This window comes from Amycolatopsis pigmentata, from assembly GCF_042684065.1.
GTDB lineage: Bacteria > Actinomycetota > Actinomycetes > Mycobacteriales > Pseudonocardiaceae > Amycolatopsis_E > Amycolatopsis_E pigmentata.
In genome coordinates, this window is record NZ_JBHUKR010000006.1 from 394,015 (window position 1) to 412,310 (window position 18,296).

Annotated in this window: 18 protein-coding genes; 11 read left to right on the forward strand and 7 right to left on the reverse strand. The window is 69.1% G+C overall.

Annotation, left to right across the window (positions count from 1 at the left end; all coding sequences use genetic code 11):
• Window positions 1-6 precede the first annotated feature (6 nt).
• From ACFSXZ_RS09690 to ACFSXZ_RS09700, 3 genes are all read right to left on the reverse strand, one after another.
• Window positions 7-522 (reverse strand): SRPBCC family protein, encoded by a 516-nt coding sequence (locus tag ACFSXZ_RS09690; protein WP_378263519.1) that lies wholly within the window; start codon window positions 520-522, stop codon window positions 7-9.
• Window positions 523-550: 28 nt separating this feature from the next.
• Window positions 551-1,489, reverse strand: coding sequence for an MBL fold metallo-hydrolase (locus ACFSXZ_RS09695; protein ID WP_378263521.1), 939 nt, complete (start codon window positions 1,487-1,489; stop codon window positions 551-553).
• A gap of 96 nt (window positions 1,490-1,585) precedes the next feature.
• Window positions 1,586-2,224, reverse strand: a complete 639-nt coding sequence (locus ACFSXZ_RS09700; protein WP_378263523.1) for a GntR family transcriptional regulator — start codon at window positions 2,222-2,224, stop codon at window positions 1,586-1,588.
• A 67-nt stretch (window positions 2,225-2,291) separates the two neighbouring features.
• Between ACFSXZ_RS09700 and ACFSXZ_RS09705 the strand changes: the two genes are divergently transcribed.
• The 3 genes from ACFSXZ_RS09705 to ACFSXZ_RS09715 all read left to right on the forward strand — a co-directional run bounded on the left by ACFSXZ_RS09705 (window position 2,292) and on the right by ACFSXZ_RS09715 (window position 6,853).
• Window positions 2,292-3,671: an FAD-dependent oxidoreductase gene (locus tag ACFSXZ_RS09705; protein ID WP_378263525.1), complete on the forward strand. Its 1,380-nt coding sequence runs from the start codon at window positions 2,292-2,294 to the stop codon at window positions 3,669-3,671.
• Window positions 3,671-5,335 carry a dihydroxy-acid dehydratase gene (gene ilvD, locus ACFSXZ_RS09710; RefSeq protein WP_378263527.1) on the forward strand — a complete coding sequence of 555 codons (1,665 nt, stop codon included), beginning with the start codon at window positions 3,671-3,673 and terminating at the stop codon, window positions 5,333-5,335. Before ACFSXZ_RS09705 ends, ilvD begins: the two co-directional genes overlap by 1 nt.
• A 69-nt stretch (window positions 5,336-5,404) precedes the next feature.
• Window positions 5,405-6,853 (forward strand): M81 family metallopeptidase, encoded by a 1,449-nt coding sequence (locus tag ACFSXZ_RS09715; protein ID WP_378263529.1) that lies wholly within the window; start codon window positions 5,405-5,407, stop codon window positions 6,851-6,853.
• Here the strand turns inward: ACFSXZ_RS09715 and ACFSXZ_RS09720 are convergent.
• Together ACFSXZ_RS09720 and ACFSXZ_RS09725 are read right to left on the reverse strand one after the other, a co-directional pair.
• The gene (locus ACFSXZ_RS09720; protein WP_378263531.1) at window positions 6,822-9,551 is read right to left on the reverse strand and encodes a helix-turn-helix transcriptional regulator; all 2,730 of its coding nucleotides are present in this window, start codon (window positions 9,549-9,551) and stop codon (window positions 6,822-6,824) included. The genes ACFSXZ_RS09715 and ACFSXZ_RS09720 overlap by 32 nt on opposite strands.
• Before the next feature lie 111 nt (window positions 9,552-9,662).
• Window positions 9,663-11,156 (reverse strand): carboxylesterase/lipase family protein, encoded by a 1,494-nt coding sequence (locus ACFSXZ_RS09725; RefSeq protein ID WP_378263533.1) that lies wholly within the window; start codon window positions 11,154-11,156, stop codon window positions 9,663-9,665.
• On the opposite strand from ACFSXZ_RS09725, the gene ACFSXZ_RS09730 reads away from it, so the two are divergent.
• From ACFSXZ_RS09730 to ACFSXZ_RS09750, 5 genes are all read left to right on the forward strand, one after another.
• The gene (locus ACFSXZ_RS09730) at window positions 11,155-11,373 is read left to right on the forward strand and encodes a hypothetical protein (RefSeq protein WP_378263535.1); all 219 of its coding nucleotides are present in this window, start codon (window positions 11,155-11,157) and stop codon (window positions 11,371-11,373) included. The two genes, ACFSXZ_RS09725 and ACFSXZ_RS09730, sit on opposite strands and share 2 nt — an antisense overlap.
• Window positions 11,374-11,460: 87 nt before the next feature.
• Window positions 11,461-12,291, forward strand: coding sequence for a hypothetical protein (locus ACFSXZ_RS09735; RefSeq protein ID WP_378263537.1), 831 nt, complete (start codon window positions 11,461-11,463; stop codon window positions 12,289-12,291).
• 81 nt (window positions 12,292-12,372) lie between these two features.
• Window positions 12,373-12,726, forward strand: coding sequence for an effector-associated constant component EACC1 (locus ACFSXZ_RS09740; RefSeq protein ID WP_378263539.1), 354 nt, complete (start codon window positions 12,373-12,375; stop codon window positions 12,724-12,726).
• Complete coding sequence (locus ACFSXZ_RS09745; protein WP_378263541.1) at window positions 12,713-13,678, forward strand: caspase, EACC1-associated type; 966 nt, start codon at window positions 12,713-12,715, stop codon at window positions 13,676-13,678. Before ACFSXZ_RS09740 ends, ACFSXZ_RS09745 begins: the two co-directional genes overlap by 14 nt.
• 291 nt (window positions 13,679-13,969) lie before the next feature.
• On the forward strand, window positions 13,970-14,542 hold the full coding sequence (locus ACFSXZ_RS09750) for a TetR/AcrR family transcriptional regulator (RefSeq protein WP_378263543.1): 573 nt from the start codon (window positions 13,970-13,972) through the stop codon (window positions 14,540-14,542).
• 169 nt (window positions 14,543-14,711) lie between these two features.
• Here the strand turns inward: ACFSXZ_RS09750 and ACFSXZ_RS09755 are convergent, their stop codons facing one another.
• Entirely contained in the window at window positions 14,712-15,101 is a 390-nt protein-coding gene (locus ACFSXZ_RS09755; protein WP_378263545.1) for a DUF302 domain-containing protein, read from the reverse strand.
• 90 nt (window positions 15,102-15,191) lie between these two features.
• On the opposite strand from ACFSXZ_RS09755, the gene trxA reads away from it, so the two are divergent.
• The 3 genes from trxA (at window position 15,192) to ACFSXZ_RS09770 (ending at window position 17,438) form a co-directional block, all read left to right on the forward strand.
• A complete protein-coding gene (trxA, locus tag ACFSXZ_RS09760) occupies window positions 15,192-15,554 on the forward strand; it encodes a thioredoxin (RefSeq protein ID WP_378263547.1) in 363 nt (120 codons plus the stop codon).
• Window positions 15,555-15,722: 168 nt separating this feature from the next.
• Window positions 15,723-16,340 carry a cation transporter gene (locus ACFSXZ_RS09765; protein ID WP_378263549.1) on the forward strand — a complete coding sequence of 206 codons (618 nt, stop codon included), beginning with the start codon at window positions 15,723-15,725 and terminating at the stop codon, window positions 16,338-16,340.
• Window positions 16,341-16,448: 108 nt separating this feature from the next.
• The gene (locus tag ACFSXZ_RS09770) at window positions 16,449-17,438 is read left to right on the forward strand and encodes a cation diffusion facilitator family transporter (RefSeq protein WP_378263552.1); all 990 of its coding nucleotides are present in this window, start codon (window positions 16,449-16,451) and stop codon (window positions 17,436-17,438) included.
• 24 nt (window positions 17,439-17,462) lie between these two features.
• On the opposite strand, the gene ACFSXZ_RS09775 is transcribed toward ACFSXZ_RS09770, so the two are convergent.
• The gene (locus ACFSXZ_RS09775) at window positions 17,463-18,290 is read right to left on the reverse strand and encodes an FAS1-like dehydratase domain-containing protein (RefSeq protein WP_378263554.1); all 828 of its coding nucleotides are present in this window, start codon (window positions 18,288-18,290) and stop codon (window positions 17,463-17,465) included.
• Window positions 18,291-18,296: the final 6 nt, after the last annotated feature.

The window sequence follows — 18,296 nt, forward strand, 5'->3', positions numbered from 1 at the left end:
GCCCGATCAGCGGTGGGCCGGCGGTTGGTCGGCGATCCAACTCGCCAGTGACGCCAGCGTCGCCTCCACACTGCCGACTGTGGCGTCGCGGAGCTGATCGAGTTCCTCGTAGGTGCTGCCCAGGACGGGGTCAGCCTCCAGTAGCCGCCAGCTCAATGTGGTCAGCGTCCCTGACCCGTGTGGTCTGAACGTCCAGCGCCATTCGACGATGGGCACGGGAACGGACCCGAGCACGGCATACGTGAACTCCACGCCGGGTTCGGCCTTGGTGACCCGAGAACGGCTTTCCCACTCGTTGCCCGCCCTGCGGTTACGTCCGCTGAACCAGGCTCCCTCCACCGGTCCGGCGCCATCGTCGTAACGCGCTTCGATCGCGTTCGGGCTCCATTTGCCGATGTTCGACACCGTGCTGATGAGTTCGTAGACCTGCGCCGGGCCGGCGGCCACCCACGCCTGCCGGGTGAACAGGTAGCGAGTGACGTCGAGAGATGCCGACGGAGTTTCGGTGGATTTGACGGACATGGCGGCTCCTTTCGCTGGTGGACTCGGGTCAGGTGCGCGAAAAGGGCGCCCAGCCCGCGATTTCGAAGCTGTTTCCCTTACGCCGGATCTCGAAGGCTCCGTGTCCGGGGAGATGAGCGGGCAGCACGAGGGCGTTGTGATCGGCCGCATAGGCGAACATGCGTGCCCGGCTCGCGCGTGCCGCGTCTTCGTCCTCCTCGAAGCAACTGTTGATGTGCGGCTCGTGGATCTGGATCGCGCAGTGCAGCAGGTCGCCCGCGAAGATCGCCCGGTCGCCGCCGGACTCTAGATGGATGATCGACGCACCCGGTGTGTGGCCGGGGGCCAGTTCGAGACGGAGGTTGGCGTCGATGGGGTAAGCGTCATCCCAGGTCTTGACGAGGCCGGCCGCGATCACCGGGTCGACGCTGTCCTCGTAGACGTTCTGGTTACCCCTGCCGAAGGCGGTGTTCGGCAGGTTCTCCGGCCGCCAGTACTCGAAGTCGGGCTTGGGCATGAGATACGTCGCGTTGGGGAAGGTGGGGACCCAGTCCCGGCCGTCCAGCCGGGTGTTCCAGCCGACGTGATCGTCGTGCAGATGGGTGTTGACGACCAGATCGACGTCTTCGGGCCGGACACCTGCCGCCGCGAGATTGCCGAGGTAGTCGGTACTCAGGTAGGACCAGATCGGCTGAAGCGGACGGTACTTGCCATTGCCGGCTCCGGTGTCGATGAGGATCACTTTGCCTTCGCTGCGCAGTACCCAACTCTGCGTCGCGACCCGGACCAGGTCGGTTTCCTGGCTCCAGTGATGCGGATCCAGCCAGGCGGCGTGCCGCTCCCACTCCTCGGGCTTGCTGTTGGGGAGGAACACCTCGGGTGTCAACGGCGAGGTGTCGGAGAACTCTATGACGCGGGAGATCGTGACGTCACCCAGTTCGATCGTGGTGACCTGGTGCCGCGAGGCGTTTCCGTTCGAAGTGGTCATGCGTGCCCTTTCGTCGTCGCACGCGATCCACTCTGGTGGCGGGCGCCCCGCGGCGGTATGGGACACCTGACTGCACTGGGTTCGGAGAACGGGTGACTACTGGTTCCGCAGTGTGCGGTAGGTGAAATCGGTCAGGTAGTCGTTCAGCCGGAGTGAGGCCTCCGACGCCTTGGCCTCATCGCCGTGGCAGATCGCCCGGAGGATGTCGCCGTGGAGGTCGGCCGCCTTGCGCAGCTCGGTTTTCGGGTCGCGGAGATGAGCGAACCAGAATCGCCGGGAGAGACCTTGCAGTGGGGCCATCGCCACCGACAGGTACTCGTTGTGGGCGGCCTCGACGATCAGGGTGTGAGTCCGCTTGAGCAGATTCCCGAACTCACGCGGGTCGTCACCGTCGAACTGCGCGAGCACGTCGGCCAGCGCGAGAATGTGGTCGCGCTGGCCGGCGGTGGCCCGGCTCGCGGCGAGGCGCACCGCGAGGTCCTCGATGGAGCGGCGTAGTTCGAGCACCTTGAGCTGCGCCTCGATCGACGTGGGCGCGACGAACACGCCCTGGCTCGGGTGGATCTCGACCATGCGCTCCCGCGCCAGCCGTTGCAGCGCCTCGCGCACCGGTGTGCGGCCGAGCCCGGTGCGGTCCATCAGCCTGGCCTCCGACACCAGGGACCCGGGCGGGAGATCCTGAAACGTGATCATGCTTTCCAGCACGTCGTAGGCCTGATCGGCCTTGTTCGCCACAGGTCGCCTCCTGCTCACTGTCCGCTCGCACTGGACATTACCGTGGGCCTCGATGTACAACCAGTACATGACCGATATATCGCGGTGGTCCCTCGCCGGGTCCGGACCGGAGCAGGGGCTCGGTGTGCTGGCCGAGGTCGACGTGCTCGTGGTCGGAGCCGGAGCGGCCGGGGTGGCCGCGGCGGTCGTCGCCGCCGAGGCCGGCAAGTCGGTGCTCGTGGTGGAGAAATACGGGTTCGCCGGGGGCGCGGCGGTCGCCGGGATGTCCGGCACGATCTGCGGGATGTATCTGGCCTCGGACGAGAACCGGGAGCCGCGCCAGGTGGTGGCCGGATTCACCGAACGTTTCCGGGCCGGGTTGCTCGCCCGAGGCGGACTCACCGAGCCTCAGGTCTACGGCAAGACCTGGACCGTCGCGCACGATCCGCTGGTATGGCGGGAAACCGCCGACGATCTGCTGGAGCGTGCCGGTGTTCGCGTGTTGTTCCACACCGCGGTCACGGGTGTCGTCCTCGATGGCGAGACGCACCGAGGCGTGGTGGTCGAGTCGAACGCGGGCCGCGCGATGATTCTCGCCTCCCGGACGATCGACGCCTCCGGTGACGCCGCCGTCATCGCGCGGGCCGGATATCGCTACACCTTCGGCGACAACGGCGTGATCCAGAACCCCACCATGTTCTTCCGTCTCGGCAATGTCGACGTCGAACGGTTCCGCGAGTACTACGGCGAGGACACGATCTGTCCCCCGCACGTCACCGAAGAGATCGTCCGGGCGCGGAACTCGGGCATGGAATTGCCGCGACAGAAGATCTGGATCTTCACCACCCCCCGGCCAGGCGAGCTGATGGTCAACGCGACCCGGCTGGTGGGCCGCGACGGGCGGATGCTGAACGTGATCGACCCGGCGGACTTCACCGAGGCGGAGATCCTGGGACGACGCCAGGTTCGGTCGTACGCGCGGGTGCTGACCGAACGGATCCCGGGTTGTGAAGACGCTTTCGTCGTCGACACCGGCGTCGAGGCCGGGATCCGGCAGACTCGCACGATCGCCGGGGCCGACAGACTGTCCAATGAGGACGTTCTCTCGGCACGCAAGCGCGGGGACGGGATCTGCCGGGTGCCCTGGCCGATCGAGTTGCACGCCGGCGACCGGCCGAAGCTGGTCTGGCTGCTGGACGACTACTACGAGGTGCCCTACGGCGCGCTGGTGCCCGAGCGCGGTGAAGGCATCATCGTCGCGGGCCGCTGCTTGAGCGCCGAACACGAGGCACTCGCCTCGGCACGGGTCACCGCGCAGTGCTTCGAGTACGGACACGCCGCCGCCGTGGCGACTTCGCTGTCACTCGACAAGGACATCGCCTACCGGGAAGTCGACGGCCGGGAGGTCCGGTCCGCCATGGTGGCGAACGGAAGCGCTCTTTCCCTTTCCGGACAGGAGAATTCGTGATGAATCCCTTGCGGAGCAACTTCGAACCCGGCACCACGCGCTGGGCCGTACGCCGGGCGCAGTGGAGCGCGATGGGCATCAGTGCGGAAGACCAGCAGAAGCCCAAGATCGCGATCGTCAACACCTCGTCGAAGCTGTCGGTGTGCTTCGCGCACCTCGACGACGTGGCCCGGAGCGTCGCCGGCGCGATCGAAGAGGCGGGCGGGCTGCCACTGGAGATCAGGACGACCGCGCCGTCGGATTTCGTGACCAGCGCGGGCCGCAAGGCGCGTTATCTGATGCCGACCCGGGACCTGATCGTCAACGACGTCGAAGCCGCCGTCGAAGGAGCACAGCTCGACGGCATGGTGTTGTTGTCGAGCTGCGACAAGACGACGCCGGCCCATCTGATGGCCGCGGCCCGGCTCGATCTCCCCTCGGTCATCGTCATCGGTGGCTACCAGCGCGGGGGAACGTTCGGCGGTTGCTCGATCGACATCGACTCGGTCTATGAATCGGTGGGCGCGGTCGCAAGTGGACGGTTGAGCGTGGCCGAACTGGGCGAGATGGCGGACCGGGCGATTGACGGGCCTGGCGTGTGCGCGGGCCTGGCGACGGCGAACACCATGCATGTGCTCGCGGAAGCCCTGGGCATGACGATGCCCGGTTCGGCGCCGACGCGCGCGAATTCCGAGCGGATGCTCGAACGTGCCGAAGCCGCGGGACGGCGCGCGGTCGAACTCGTCCGCGAAGGACTCACCGCGCGGAAGGTGCTGACCCGCGACGCCATCGAGAACGCGGTCGAGGTCGCGCTGGCGCTGGGTGGCTCGGTCAACTGCGTGCGTCACCTGACGGCCGTGGCCGCGGAGGCCGGCCTGGACCTGGATGTCGTCGCGTTGTTCGAGGAAAAGGGCCGCGGCGCCAAGCAACTCGCCGCGATCCGGCCCAATGGCGCGCACCAGGTGTGGGACCTCGACCGAGTCGGCGGAGTGCGGACGGTACTGCGCGCACTGGAATCGCGACTACGCACCGACGCGCTGACGGTGGCCGGTGTCACCGTGGCCGAACTGATCGCCGGCGCGACCGAACCGGACGGCGATGTGGTGCATCCGCTGGAGAAACCGATCGCCGACGAACCCGGGCTGCTGATCCTGCGTGGCTCGCTGGCACCCGACGGCGCGATCGTGAAGGTCGCCGGGGTGGGCTCGGCGCGCCGCCAGTTTTCCGGACCCGCCAAGGTCTTCGCCGGTGAGGACGAGGCGATCACCGCACTGGGCAACGGCGGGATCGAGCCGGGGCACGTGATCGTCCTGCGCGGCATGGGCCCACGTGGCGGCCCGGGCACGGTCTTCGCCGCGAGCTTCGTCGCCGCGCTCAACGGCGCGGGTCTCGGCGGCCGGGTCGCCGTCGTCACCGACGGCGAACTGTCCGGGTTGAACCACGGCCTGGTCGTGGGACAGGTCATGCCCGAAGCCGCGGACGGCGGACCACTCGCCGGAGTCGAGGACGGAGACACCGTCTCGATCGACCTCGACGCGCGGTCGATCGACGCCGACCCGGTGCGCGACGGCAAGCCCGTCACCGCCGGTGATCCCGCTGCCGAGCGTGGCTGGCTGGGGCAGTACGCGGTGTTGGTCGGCCCGATCCAGAAAGGCGCGGTCCTGCGCCGCCCGGCCCGGGACTGACAATCCTCCCGCCACCAACGGAGCCGGGGTTCGTGGCCGAAACCCGACGACATGCCGAACGGAGAAACGATGAAGATCCTGGCCGCGGGTTTTCAGCACGAGACCAACACCTTCGCGAAAACCCCCGCGGGCTACGCCAATTTCGAGAACGGGGAAGGGTTTCCGGCTCTGTGCCGGGGTGAGGACGTGCTGCGCCTGGCGAACGTGAACGTGCCGATCGGAGGTTTCCTCACCGCGATGCGGGACGTGAGCGTGCTGCCGGTGATCTGGGCGGGTGCGTCACCGTCGGGACCGGTCACCGCCGATGCCTACGAGCGCATTACCGGGGAGATCCTCGACGCGGCCCGGTCCGCCGAACCGGACGCGGTGTACCTGGATCTGCACGGCGCCATGGTCACCGAACACTATGACGACGGAGAAGGCGAACTGCTGCGCCGCGTGCGCGCGATCGTCGGCGAGGAGGTGCCGGTCGTAGCGAGCCTGGATCTGCACGCCAACACCTCCGAGCAGATGTTCGCCTCGGCGGACGCCTTGATCGCCTACCGCACCTACCCGCACCTCGACATGGCTCAGACCGGCGCCCGCGCGGCCGCGTTGCTCACCCGGCGGCTGGCAGGGGAGAAGCTGAAACCGGAGTGGCGGCGGGTGCCGTTCCTGATCCCGATCAATGCCGGCTGCACCGACCTTGAACCCGCCGGAACCGTCTACCGAGGGCTGACCGAGGGCATGTCGTTCGCCGCCGGATTCCCGGCCGCCGACATCCCGGACTGCGGGCCCGTGGTGTTCGGCTACGGCGCGGACGACATGGCGGAGCGGGTCCACCGGGTCCACGAGCAGGTCACCGGACTGGCATCGGACTGGGCGGTTTCGCTGCCCGATCCGCGGCGGGCCGTCGCCGAGGCGATCCGGCTCAGCGCCGACGGACCGGTCGTCATCGCCGATACCCAGGACAACCCGGGAGTCGGTGGCAGCGCTCGCACCACCGGAATGCTCAAGGCACTGCTGGCCGCGGACCCGGGGCCGGCGGCGATCGGCCTGTTCACCGACCCGGAGGCGGCGGCCGCCGCGCACGCGGCCGGAACCGGCGCGACGATCACCCTCGATCTCGGCGGTGACCCGGAGGTTCCTGGTGACACCGCGGCGCACGGCCAGTACGTGGTGGAGCACCTGTCCGAGGGCCGTTGCCGGTTCGACGGGCCGATGATGCACGGCAACGTCGTCGACCTCGGCCCGTCGGCGTGCCTGCGCAGTGGATCCGTGCGGATCGCCGTCACCACCGGGCGGACCCAGGTGTTCGACCGCAACCTGTTCCGGATGGTCGGCATCGAGCCCGAGCGCCAACGGATCGTGGTGGTCAAGAGCTCCGTCCATTTCCGCGGTGACTTCGCCCCCATGGCCGCCCACATCCTGGTCGCGAAGGCTCCCGGGTTGATGGCCGCCGACCCGGCGGACCTGGCCTGGACCAGGCTGTCGCCCCAGGTCAGCGTCACTCCCGTCCCGCCGTCCCGTCCGGCATGACCGCCAGCAGGTCACGGAGCTGAGCGCGTGCCGTGATGCCCAGCTTCGGGAACGTCCGGTACAGGTGCGAACCGACGGTGCGGGGGGACAAGAACAGCCGGTCCCCGATCTCCCGGTTCGTCAGCCCCTGGGCGGCGAGCCGGATGATCTGCCGTTGCTGAGGGCTCAGGCCGGCGATCGCATCCGGCATCGCGTCGGCGACGGGCATGCCGGATGCCCTCAGCTCGCCCTCCGCCCGATCGACGAAAGGCTGGGCACCGACGCGGCGGAACACCTCCAGCGCGGAGATGAGCAGTGGCCTTGCCTCGGCGATCCGGCGTCGGCGGCGCATCCATTCGGCGTACTCCAGGAGCGTCTGGGCCCGCTCGAACGGCCACGGGGCGAGCGCCGCGTCCGCGAGGGCATCTTTGAAGTGGGGCTCGGCGTCCTGCGGATCGGCCAGCAGGGCACGGGCCCGGCTGAACACCGCCGCCAGTCGCGGGGAGACGTCCTCGCCCACCTGCTTCGCGGACCGCTCGACGATCAAGGCGGCCTCCCCGGCGTGACCGGTTCGTGCCGCCGCGGCGGCGAGTTCGGCGACAGCCGGGTAGCAGGCGTGGTAATGGGTGGCCGTGCCGTCAGTGTCGAACAGCAGCCGGTAGTGCCGGTAAGCCGTTTCGTAGTCGCCTTCCACCGTCGCCGCCGCTCCGAGCGCCCGGCGCGCGTAGGCGGCCACGGAACGACTCACGTCCGGGTCGATGGATTCCAGTGTCTGTTCGGCGAGACGGCGTGCGCGGGCGGTTTCGCCCTGCGGCGCGGACACCATGGCCTTCACGGCATCCGCGCACGCCACGGCGTGAACCAGACCGGTCACCTGTCCGAGCGCGGCGACGGTGTCACACACGGCGCGCGCCTGGGACCAGTGTCCGCGTTCCCAATAGGCCAGCGCGGCTGCGCAGCCCAGTCCGTTGGGCAGCGGCCCTCTGGTCCGCCACAAGGCCAGCGCGTCGTCGAAGGCACGGACGGCGAGCACCGGCTCGTCCAGCAGCCACGCCACGATCGCCATCATGATCAGACGGTCGGGCTGACTTCCTGCTTCAGCGATGAGGGAGGGCAACCGGGCCGCCACGGCGGCGCGGTCGCGAAAGGGCTCCACGACGGTGGCGGTCCAACGGGCCGCCACGTCATCGGTCTGGGATGGCAGGCCGGCCAGGAGGGTCTGAACCTCCAGGCGTTGCGCCTCGCTACCCGAATAGAAACAGACGACGGCGGCCCAGGAGAGGGTCGCCAGCGCGGCCGCGGGGTCGGTGTCCACCTGCCCCCGCGCGATCCGCGACAGGACTGAAAAGGCCATGCCGTGGTGCGCAGTGAGGGCCGTCAACTCGCCCACGAGCAGATCGGTGGCACGCAGAAGAGCCGGGTCCTCGCTGAGCGAGCGCACTTTCGCGGACAGCCTTTCCACCCAGCCGAGGTCCCCGGTGAAAATGACGGCTTCGGCGGCGGCGACGAGTAGCCGTGCGGCGTCCGCCCGGTCGGTGGTGAGCGAGGCCGCGCGTTCCAGGGCCGCGCCTGCCGCCGCATGACCGCCACGGCGCCGGGCGCGCTCGGCGGTCCGTTCCAGCTCCGCGGCGATCTCGGCGTCCGGCCCGAAGGTCGTGGCCGCGAGATGCCAGGCTCGGCGATCAGGTTCGTCCTCCATCGCCGCGGCCAGCCGCAGATGCGCCGAGCGCCGGTTCTCGAAGGAGGACCGGTGGTAGGCGGCCGACCGGACGAGTGGGTGGCGGAACACGATCCGGTCACCGGCCCGGCGCACCAGCCCCCTGCGCTGCGCCGGCAGCCAGACGTCGTCCGTGCCGGGCAGCACCGCGGAAACGTGACGGGCCGGATCAGCGGTATCGGCGGCCGCCAGCAGCACCAGCGCTTGACGGGAAGCTTCCGGGAGTTCGTCGAGGTGACCGGCGAAGATGCTCTCCAGACGCTCGCTTGCCGGCAACGGTCCGGTCACCGATCCGCCCTGCAGCACCGCTGGGTCCGCCGCCGCGGCCCGTGCCAGTTCGCGAAGGGCCAGCGGGTTGCCGGCGGCTTGGTCGAGTACTTGCTGGCGAACCCAGGCCGTGAGGGTGACCGGCTGCGCGGCCAGTACCCGCATCGCCGCGGTGTCGTCGAGTGGGCCCAGCGTGACCCTCTGGGGTAACTGGTCCAGACCAGGCAAGGGGTCACTGCCGCGCGCACCGACCAGCAGAGTGACCGGCTCGTTCTCCAGCCGGCGGGCGACAAAGGACAGCACGTCCAGAAAGGCGCGGTCCATCCACTGCACGTCGTCGACGACGACACACAGAGGGGTGCGTTCCGCCAGATCCGAAAGGAGCGTCAGGACCGCGATGCCCACGTCCCACGGAGCAGGCGAACCGGGCAGGGGGCGCGCTCCGACCGCACCCAGCAAGGTCGCCCGCTGGCCCTCCAGCAGACTGTCCGCCTCGGCGAGCACCGGGCGCAGCAACTGATGGAGACCGGCGAAGGCCAGATGCGTCTCGGACTCGCTGCCGATGGCGTGGAGGACCTTCTGTCCGAGGTTCCGGGCGTACTGCGCGGCAGCGCCCAGCAGGGAGCTCTTACCCGATCCCGGATCGCCGGTGACGATGATCGCCCTGTCTCCGGTGGGCGCGGACCCTACCGCCTCGGTCAGGCGTGCCAGCTCGGCGTCGCGTCCCACCAGCATGGACGAACCTGGCTGGTCGCCCCAAGACGCTGCGGGGACTGACACTGCGATCTCCAACAAGGGCGTCTTCGGATTTTCCACCACCGTACCCGCGGCCGACGCCGGGCGGCTTCAGTTCCAGGCCTGCCGTTCCGCGGCGCGATGGTCTTCCACCTGCCTCCATTCCGTGTCGATGATCATCGTGACCCGGCGGGCGGGGTCGTAGCGGTCCCAGCCCGGTGAGCCGGTCTCCGCGAAGTCGATCCAGGCCCCGTGCATTCGGCGGGCCAAATCGGGAGGCGGGTCTCCCGGACCGAGGAGTGCTTTCGCGCCGTGCAGTCGTGGCAGAGCCACCACATCGAAGACGAAGGGCAACTCCACGGTGTGCGCCGCACCCAGCTCGCCGTTGAGGGCCCCGGAGCGCCAAGCGAACGCATAGTTGTAGGTGCCCGACCGCGGATACCGCGCGGCGTGCGCCTCGGTCAGGGCCCAACTGCCCGCGCCGAACAGGGCGTCGCCCATGATCGCCGAGCGCACGGCGCCGTCAGGGGCCTCAGGCCGTGCTTTTCGGTAGGTATCCACGAGCGAAGCGGGCGCGAAATGGGACCGTTCCGCGGCGGCGTGCACGTCCGCGGTGGTGGAGGTGGCGTAGGTGCCGGGCGGAGCCAGGTAAAGGTTGCCTTCTTCGGTGTTGACGCCGATCAGCAGGTCGACCTCGGTCCCTCGGCCGGCGGCCACCGCATGGGCGGGCTGCTCGTCCAGCACCAGGCTGAACGCGCTCAGGCCGATCAAGGGATCGTGGTGGGTGCCGGTCCGCAGGTCGAGGCCGGCCAACCGCGACGCGGCCGCGACCAGACGTTCGTCGGGGATGGCGGCGAACGTGGCGGCGTGCGGTCGAACGCCCAGCGTTTCGGCGGCCGCTCGGGTCACCCGGAGGGCCTGTTCCGTCGTGAAGGCTCCGAGGCCGCTCCCGCTCTGCACGATCGCGCGGCTGAACAGCCCCCGCGCCTCGGGACTCGCCACCAGCGCGCCCACGATGGTCGCGCCGGCGGACTGGCCGAACACGGTAACCCTGTCCGGATCTCCGCCGAACTGCCGGATGTTCTCCTGGACCCACCGCAGTGCCTGGAGAACGTCCAGCAGGCCCCGGTTGGCGGGCGCTCCGGGCAGGTCGAGGAACCCCACGATGCCCAACCGGTAGTTCAACGTCACCAGGACCATGCCGTCGCGCGCGAAGGCACTGCCGTCGTAGAGGTCCGCACGGGCTGACCCGGCGACGAACCCACCACCGTGGACGAAGACCATGACCGGCAGATTCGCCGCGGCGGAGTGCGGGGTCCACACGTTCACGGTCAGGTAGTCCTCGCCCTGGATCCAGCCGGAACCGAAGTAGGGCGACATGTCCAGGTCGCCCAGGTCGCGCTCGGCTTGCGGCGCGGTTGGCCCGAACGCGGTGGCATCGCGCACCCCGTCCCAGGACGGATGCGGCCGGGGCGCCGCGAAACGGTCCGCGCCCAGCGGAGGCGCGGCATAAGGCATGCCGCGGAAGACGAAGACGTTCTCCTCCAACGAGCCCTGCACCGCGCCCTGCGCGGTGCGCACAACCGGGCCGGACTGGCGAGTCATGAGATTCCCTTGCACCTTTCGTGCGTTCTTCCCCTACGGCGGGGCGGCGGAGCCGGCCGCGTGGAAGATGGTGCTCCGCCTGCGCGGGCACCGGTATCCGTCGGGCGACTGCACCGACCGCCGCCGGCACATCGCGTTCGCCCTCGGGCTAGGTCAAGAACGGTCCTCACTGAGCGGCCGCCCCCAGGGACGCGCGAGCGCCGTGATCATGCCGTAGCTTAGGTACGCGCAGGGAGAACGCAACGTCCGCCCGGCCAGTACGTCTTACCGACGCGGCAAGCTGATCTGGGGTCGGGAGAACACGGTGCGGAATGTCCTGCGAGGCGTTGCGCTGGTGACTGTGCTCGTCGTGCTGGGCGGCGTCGTCGTGTGGTGGGCGACCCGTCGGCCGGTCAAGCCGTCGCCGGGGTGCGTGGTCGCCGTGGTCAGTGACGCCGGTGCGATGTCGACAGACCCGGCCGCCGGGGCCTTCGAGCTCACCCCGGAACAGGCCGGCAACGCCGCGACCATCGCGGCGGTGGGCGCCAAGATGGGCATGCCCGACCATGCGGTCTCGGTCGCCTTGGCGACCGCGCTCCAGGAGTCGAGGCTGGTCAATCTGCCCGGCGGTGACCGGGATTCGGCGGGCCTCTTCCAGCAACGACCGAGCCAGGGCTGGGGCACCTACGCGCAGATCACCGACCCGGTCGCCGCTTCCACAGCGTTCTACCGGCACCTGAGCGCACAAGCCGGCTGGACCCAGCTCAGCGTCACCCAAGCCGCCCAACTGGTTCAGCACTCGGCCGCACCGCAGGCCTATGCCCAGTGGGAAGACGAGGCGCGGGCCATCGCGGTGGCCCTCACCGGGGAGGCCCCCGCCACACTGAGCTGTCACGACCTGACCATCACCGGGCCCACCGCCGATCTGGCCCGGACCGCGGATGCCGAATGGGGCACCGGCAAGCTCAGCGGACCGCACAACCTGGCCCGGGACTGGGCCATCGGCAGCTGGCTGGTCGCACACGCGGCCGGACTGGGCGTGGACAGCGTCACCGTCGACGGGCGCACCTGGACCGCGGACTCCGGCAAATGGTCAGAGACTTCGGCTGCCGACGGCACGGTGGCCCTCCACCAAGCCACGGTCTCGAGGTCGTGAACACTCCCACGGCCGTTACGACGCACCCCTGGGCCGTTGCCTGAAACAATGTGACCTCCGGCAAGGGAAGAGGGGGACGTTATGGCTTCAGTGGGGGATCCGCGCGGTACGACACGGCTCGTATTCGAGGCGTCCGACCCGGCCGACCTTACGGCGCTGCGCACATGGCTGCGCGCACAGCGGCCGGGGCTGGATGCGCAACTGACCGCGCCGCGCTCGACACGCGGCGAACTCGGCGTCATCGAGGTGCTGACCGTGTTGGCGAGCAGCACCGTGCTGAGCTCGGCGATCAAGACGCTGCCCGAGTTCATCCGCTCGCGCCGCTCCGGCATCCGCATCGACGCCACCGCACGTGGGCAGAAGGTGAGCATCGAGGCCACCAATGTGGAGGAGGTCCTGCCCATCCTGAAGAAGCTGCTCGATGACGAGCGCTGACCCACTGCACGTCTACGCCGACTCGCGCGCCGCGCTCATCGGTACCTGGGACTACAAGTATTTGGAGTCGGTCGATCCCGCCGCCCGCAACAGCCTCGGCCGGATGACCGATCTGCTGACCGGGCCGCTGTGCGGCTGGCCTGAGGACCGCGTCGAGGTCATCGGCAACGAACGTGAGTGCGGAAACCTTCCCCACCGCCTTATGCGGCTCTACCAGGGAATCACCGATGTGGCGCTGTTCTATTTCGTGGGGCACGGCCAAATCTATGACGATGAACTGTGCCTGGCGCTGGGCGAGTCCCCTTACGAAGCTTCGTCGCTGCGCTTGACGGCGGGTCTGCAGTTCCGGCATGTCCGGCAGGCACTTCTCGCGTGCGACGCGGAAACGAAGATCGTGATCCTTGACTGCTGCTACTCGGGAATCGCGACGAAATCCGGGCAGGCACTGTCCGGCACCGCAGCCGAGATCATGGACCGGACGGCGGGGACCGGCGCGTTCACCATGGCGGCCTGTGAGCCCTACTACACGGGTTGGTTCGAACCCGGCGAGCCGGGAGCGCCTGTACAGACCTACTTCACGAAGCATTTGGTCGACACGATCGAGGCCGGTTTGCCTCGCGAAGGCGCGGGGCTCTCCCTTGGAGCCGTCTTCACAGCCACCGCGGAAGCATTGGCGAGTGCCCGAAGGCCACGGCCCACGCGCTCCGTACGGCACGATGCGGACCAGTTCGTCATCGCGCGCAACACCCACCAGGCCGCAACACAGCACATGCGGACTGAGCGCGGGCAATGTGAAGGGCCTGAGCGGAACGAGCCTTCCTCGAACGGGTTTTCCTTACGGATAGACCGGCGACACCGGAGAAAGTACGCGACGGCCGGCGGAATCCTTGGCACGCTCGGAATTCTGGCCGTCTTGGTGTTCTCGTTCTTCAAACGCTCTGATGCCCCCTGAACGGGGTGGGACATGTTCCGTGCGCTGAGGAAAACAAGATAGATCCGAAGACGGGGGAGGGCGGCGCCTTCCGCCACATCGGCAACTTCATCATCTGGACGACCAGTCTGCGCACCGACCTCTCGTCTGAGTCCGATGTCTATGACGGGCTTGTCGCCGCCGGCTGGGCCGGCGCGTATGCCTGCGGCCCCGTGCAAGGTCGAGGCGGGTCGGCGTATCTCACGTCCTGGAAGTGAAATGTCACCCTGCCCTGGGGTCCGTTAGTAGTTAGTAACTGGTAACTTCGTCCCCGTGGCTGGACGGATGAGGGGAACGGAACGCCGTGCGCAGGTGCTGGCCATCGCGGCGGAGGAGTTCGCGGAACACGGGTTGCACGGGGCGTCGACGGAGGCGATCGCGAAGGCCGCGGGGATCACGCAGGCCTATGTCTTCCGGATGTTCGGGACGAAGAAAGCCCTGTTCCTGGAGCTGATCCAGGCGGCGTTCGAGCGCGTCGGCGACCAGATGCGGGAGGTGGCCGAGGGGAAGACCGGGCTGGATGCGCTCTCGGCGATGGGCGCGCAGTACTTCGACCTGCTGGCCGATCGGACCGGGTTGTTGTTGCAGCTTCAGGGTTTCGCCGCGTGTGGTGACCCGGAGGTGCGGGATGCGGTGCGGTCGTGTTTCGCGCGGATGTGGGGCGCGGCCGAGGACGGCACCGGCCTGGACCCGGTGACCGTGAAGACGTTCCTCGCGTTCGGGATGCTGCTCAACGCCGGCGCCGCGATGGACGTCGACCAGGTCGACGCGGGGTGGGCCGAGGGTGTCCGCACCCGGATACAACCGGGCCTGTTCGCGCACATCACCACCGAGACGAACCGATGACCGCCCGCATCGACGGTCTCAGCGACGTCTCCGCCCGGCGGAACGGACGCTGCTCCGCGCTATCGGCACCCTCGGGGTCCTCCTGATCGTCGCCGAGCGCTCGATCTGGGCGAACGTGTGGCTGGTCGGCAACTTCCCGACCCGCGACTGCGAGTCTTGGCTTGTGCGTTCAGGAGGCGATCGTGTCGAGGGCCTTGCGTAACCGGGCGGCGGCCTCGGTCGCCACCGGTTCGAATCCCGGCTCACCCGTGGCGCGGACCATGATCTCCGGGTCCAGCGCCTCGACGATCGTGGCCTGCGCACCCTCGCGGACCACCACGTTGCACGGCAGGAGCAGGCCGATCCGGCGGTCGACGTCGAGGGCGCGGTGGGCGAGTGATGGGTTGCACGCGCCGTGGATGAGGTAGCGTTCGGTTTCCTCGCCGAGCTTTTCCCGCAGGGTCTGCTGGACGTCGATCTCGGTCAGCACGCCGAAACCCTGCTCCTTGAGCGCGGCACGGGTCCGCTCGACGGCCTGGTCGAAGGGGAGCGTGACCCGCACGCTGATGCCGATGTGCATCGCGCCTCCTTTTCGTCGCCGGGGAATGAGTTCACGGCTCTCCGCGTTCTGTCTTCAAGATACCCCCGCCGGTATGTACAGGAGAGAGATATGGCAACCGTGGAGCTGACCAAGGACACCTTCGACGATGTCGTCGGGACCGACGGCATGGTGCTGCTGGACTTCTGGGCGTCGTGGTGTGGTCCGTGCCGCATGTTCGCCCCGGTCTACGAGCGGGCTTCGGAGAAGCACGGCAATGTCGTGTTCGGCAAGGTGGACACGGAGGCGCAGCCCGAGTTGGCCGGCGCGTTCGGGATCTCCTCGATCCCGACGCTGATGATCGTGCGTGACGGTGTGGTGCTGTACGCGCAGCCGGGCGCGTTGCCGGAGCAGGCGCTGGAGCAACTGATCGAGCAGGCACGCACGGTCGATATGGACGAGGTGCGCAGGCAGGTCGCGGCCGAGCAGGCCTGAACCGGGGGAAGCGAGGAGCTCCGGTGAAGCTCGAAGCGGACGAGCGAGCGGGCTCACCGGAGGCCGGGGCCGACCGGGCACCGTTGCAGAAACTGATCCTCACCCTCGCCTGAAGCCGATCAGCGCCTTGGTGACCCCGGAGCTTCCGGTCGGCGACAGTACAGTGGAATGGTGGTTGTGGACCGCGGTGAGGCCCTGCGCCGCGCCGTGCTCTCGCGGCGGGTGCGGCTGCTGGTCGCGGCCACGATCACCTACAACATCATCGAGGCGATCGTGGCGATCTCGGCGGGTACCACCGCCGACTCGACCGCGCTGATCGGGTTCGGGCTGGACTCGGTCATCGAAGTCGCCTCCGCGGCGGCGGTGGCCTGGCAGTTCTCCGGCTCGGATCCCGAGGCCCGCGAGCGCGCCGCGCTCAAGGTGATCGCGGGCTCGTTCTTCGCGCTCGCGCTCTACGTCACCGTCGAGTCGGTCCGCTCGCTCTTCGGTGCCGGGCAGGCCGAACACTCCGGCGTGGGCATCGTGCTGGCCGCCGTCTCGCTGCTGGTCATGCCGCTGCTGTCGGTCGCCCAGCGCCGCGCCGGGCGGGAGCTGGGCTCGGCCAGCGCGGTCGCCGACTCCAAGCAGACCCTGCTGTGCACCTACCTGTCCGGCATCCTGCTGATCGGGTTGCTGCTCAACGCCTTGTTCGGCTGGTCGTGGGCCGACCCGGCGGTGGCGCTGGTCATCGCCGTGGTCGCGGTGAAGGAGGGCCGGGAGGCCTGGCGCGGCGAGCACTGCTGCTGATCTTCCCGGCCTACTACGGTGCGTACCGGTCGACCGCCTGGTTTGCACATATTGCAATACGTGCATATATTGTGGATGGCTCTGACCGAAGCGAGGGGGAGACCGGATGTGAGCGCCGGGCATGGACACGGACACGCGTCGGCGAACTCCGACCAGCGGTGGCTGACCGGTGCCCTGGTGGTGATCGTGGCGTTCATGGCCGGGGAAGTGGCCGCCGGTCTGCTGGCCGGGTCGCTGGCGCTGCTGTCGGACGCGGCCCACATGCTGACCGACGCCGGGGCGATCGCGCTGGCGTTGTGGGCGGCCCGGCTGGCGGTGCGTCCCGCGGCGGGGCGGATGACCTACGGGTGGAAACGCGTCGAGATCCTGTCGGCCCAGGCCAACGGCGTCACACTGCTGGTGCTGGGCGCTTGGCTGGCGTACGAGGCGGTTCGCCGGCTGATCAGTCCACCGGAGGTCACCGGCGAGCTCGTCCTGGCCGTGGCGCTGGTCGGCATCGTGGTGAATCTGGCCGCCACCTGGATGATCGGCCGGGCGAACCGGAGCAGTCTCAACGTCGAAGGCGCGTTCCAGCACATCCTGACCGACCTGTTCGCGTTCGTCGCCACCGCCGTGGCGGGGCTGGTGATGGTGCTGACCGGGTTCGCCCGCGCGGACGCCATCGCTTCGCTGGTGGTCGTGGCGCTGATGGGCAGGGCCGGGCTCGGTCTGGTCCGGGAGTCCAGCAGGATCTTCCTCGAGGCCGCACCGGCCGGGCTGGACCCGGAGACCATCGGCGCGGCTCTGGCGCGGAGGCCGCAGGTGGCCGAGGTGCACGACCTGCATGTCTGGGAGATCACTTCCGGTCAGCCGGCGTTGTCGGCCCATGTGCTGGTCGTGTCCGGCGGAGACTGTCACGCCGTGCGCGCCGACCTCGCCGGTTTCCTGGCCGTCGAGCATCGCATCGAGCACACCACGCTCCAGGTCGACCATGCCGGTCCCGCGGACCTGCGGGTCGACGAGGCCGGTGACGACCACTGCGACGAGCCCCACGGTGCCACCTACCGCGGCGCCCCCGCGGGACTGCCTTGGCCTGGCCGGGCCGGGGACCAATCGTGAGCTGCGCTCCGGTGGTTTCTTCGCTCAGTCCCCGATCGTGGTGAGACTGCCCTGAGCGGTCTGTCGTCCGTGGACATCGCGGACGGCGGTGGTGATCGTGTTCCCGTCGGGCGTCGCGCGGACGATGAGGCCCTGGTGGTCGAACAGGGGAGCGGTGAGCCGGTAGTCGAAGGACAGGTTCCCGGCGAAACGGCCCTGAGCGCGGGCGGCCTCGGCCATGGCCAGTGCCTGTAAGGGGCCGTGCGTGAGCAGGCCGGGGTAGCCTTCGACGTCGCGGACGTAGTCGCGGTCGTAGTGGATGCGGTGGGCGTTGTAGGTGAGCGCGGAGAACCGGAACAACAGGGTGGGGGTGACGTCGATGCCCCACTCGTCCTCGGCGGGCGGAACCTCCGGGCCTTCGCCGGCGGGCTCGGATTCGCGTCCCTCCTCGGCCGGTGCCCGGTAGACGAGGTCTTGCCGCTCGTCGACCACGAGCCGTCCAAGCTGGGTGATCCGGTGTCCGACCACGACGAACGTCACTGGCCCCGTGCGACCCTGTTTGTCCTTTATGGACAGAACTTCGGTGCGCCGGGTGGCGGGTTCGCCACAGCGCAGCGGCCCGTGGGTGCGAACCTGACCGCCTGCCCACATGCGGCGCAGGCCGGGGCCGGGCGGTGCCGGGATGGTGCCGCGGACGGGGTGGCCGTCGGCGCCCAGGTCGGCCTGCGGGGGCCGGTCGAGCAGATAGACCCAGTGCCAGAGCGGGGGCAGGCCCTCACGGGTGAGGTCGGGCACCGGTACCTCGAGCAGGGCGCCCAGCGCGTGGGCGGGTTCGGGCACCAGCAGTTCGGTGCGTTCGGCGAACTCGCTCATTTCGGC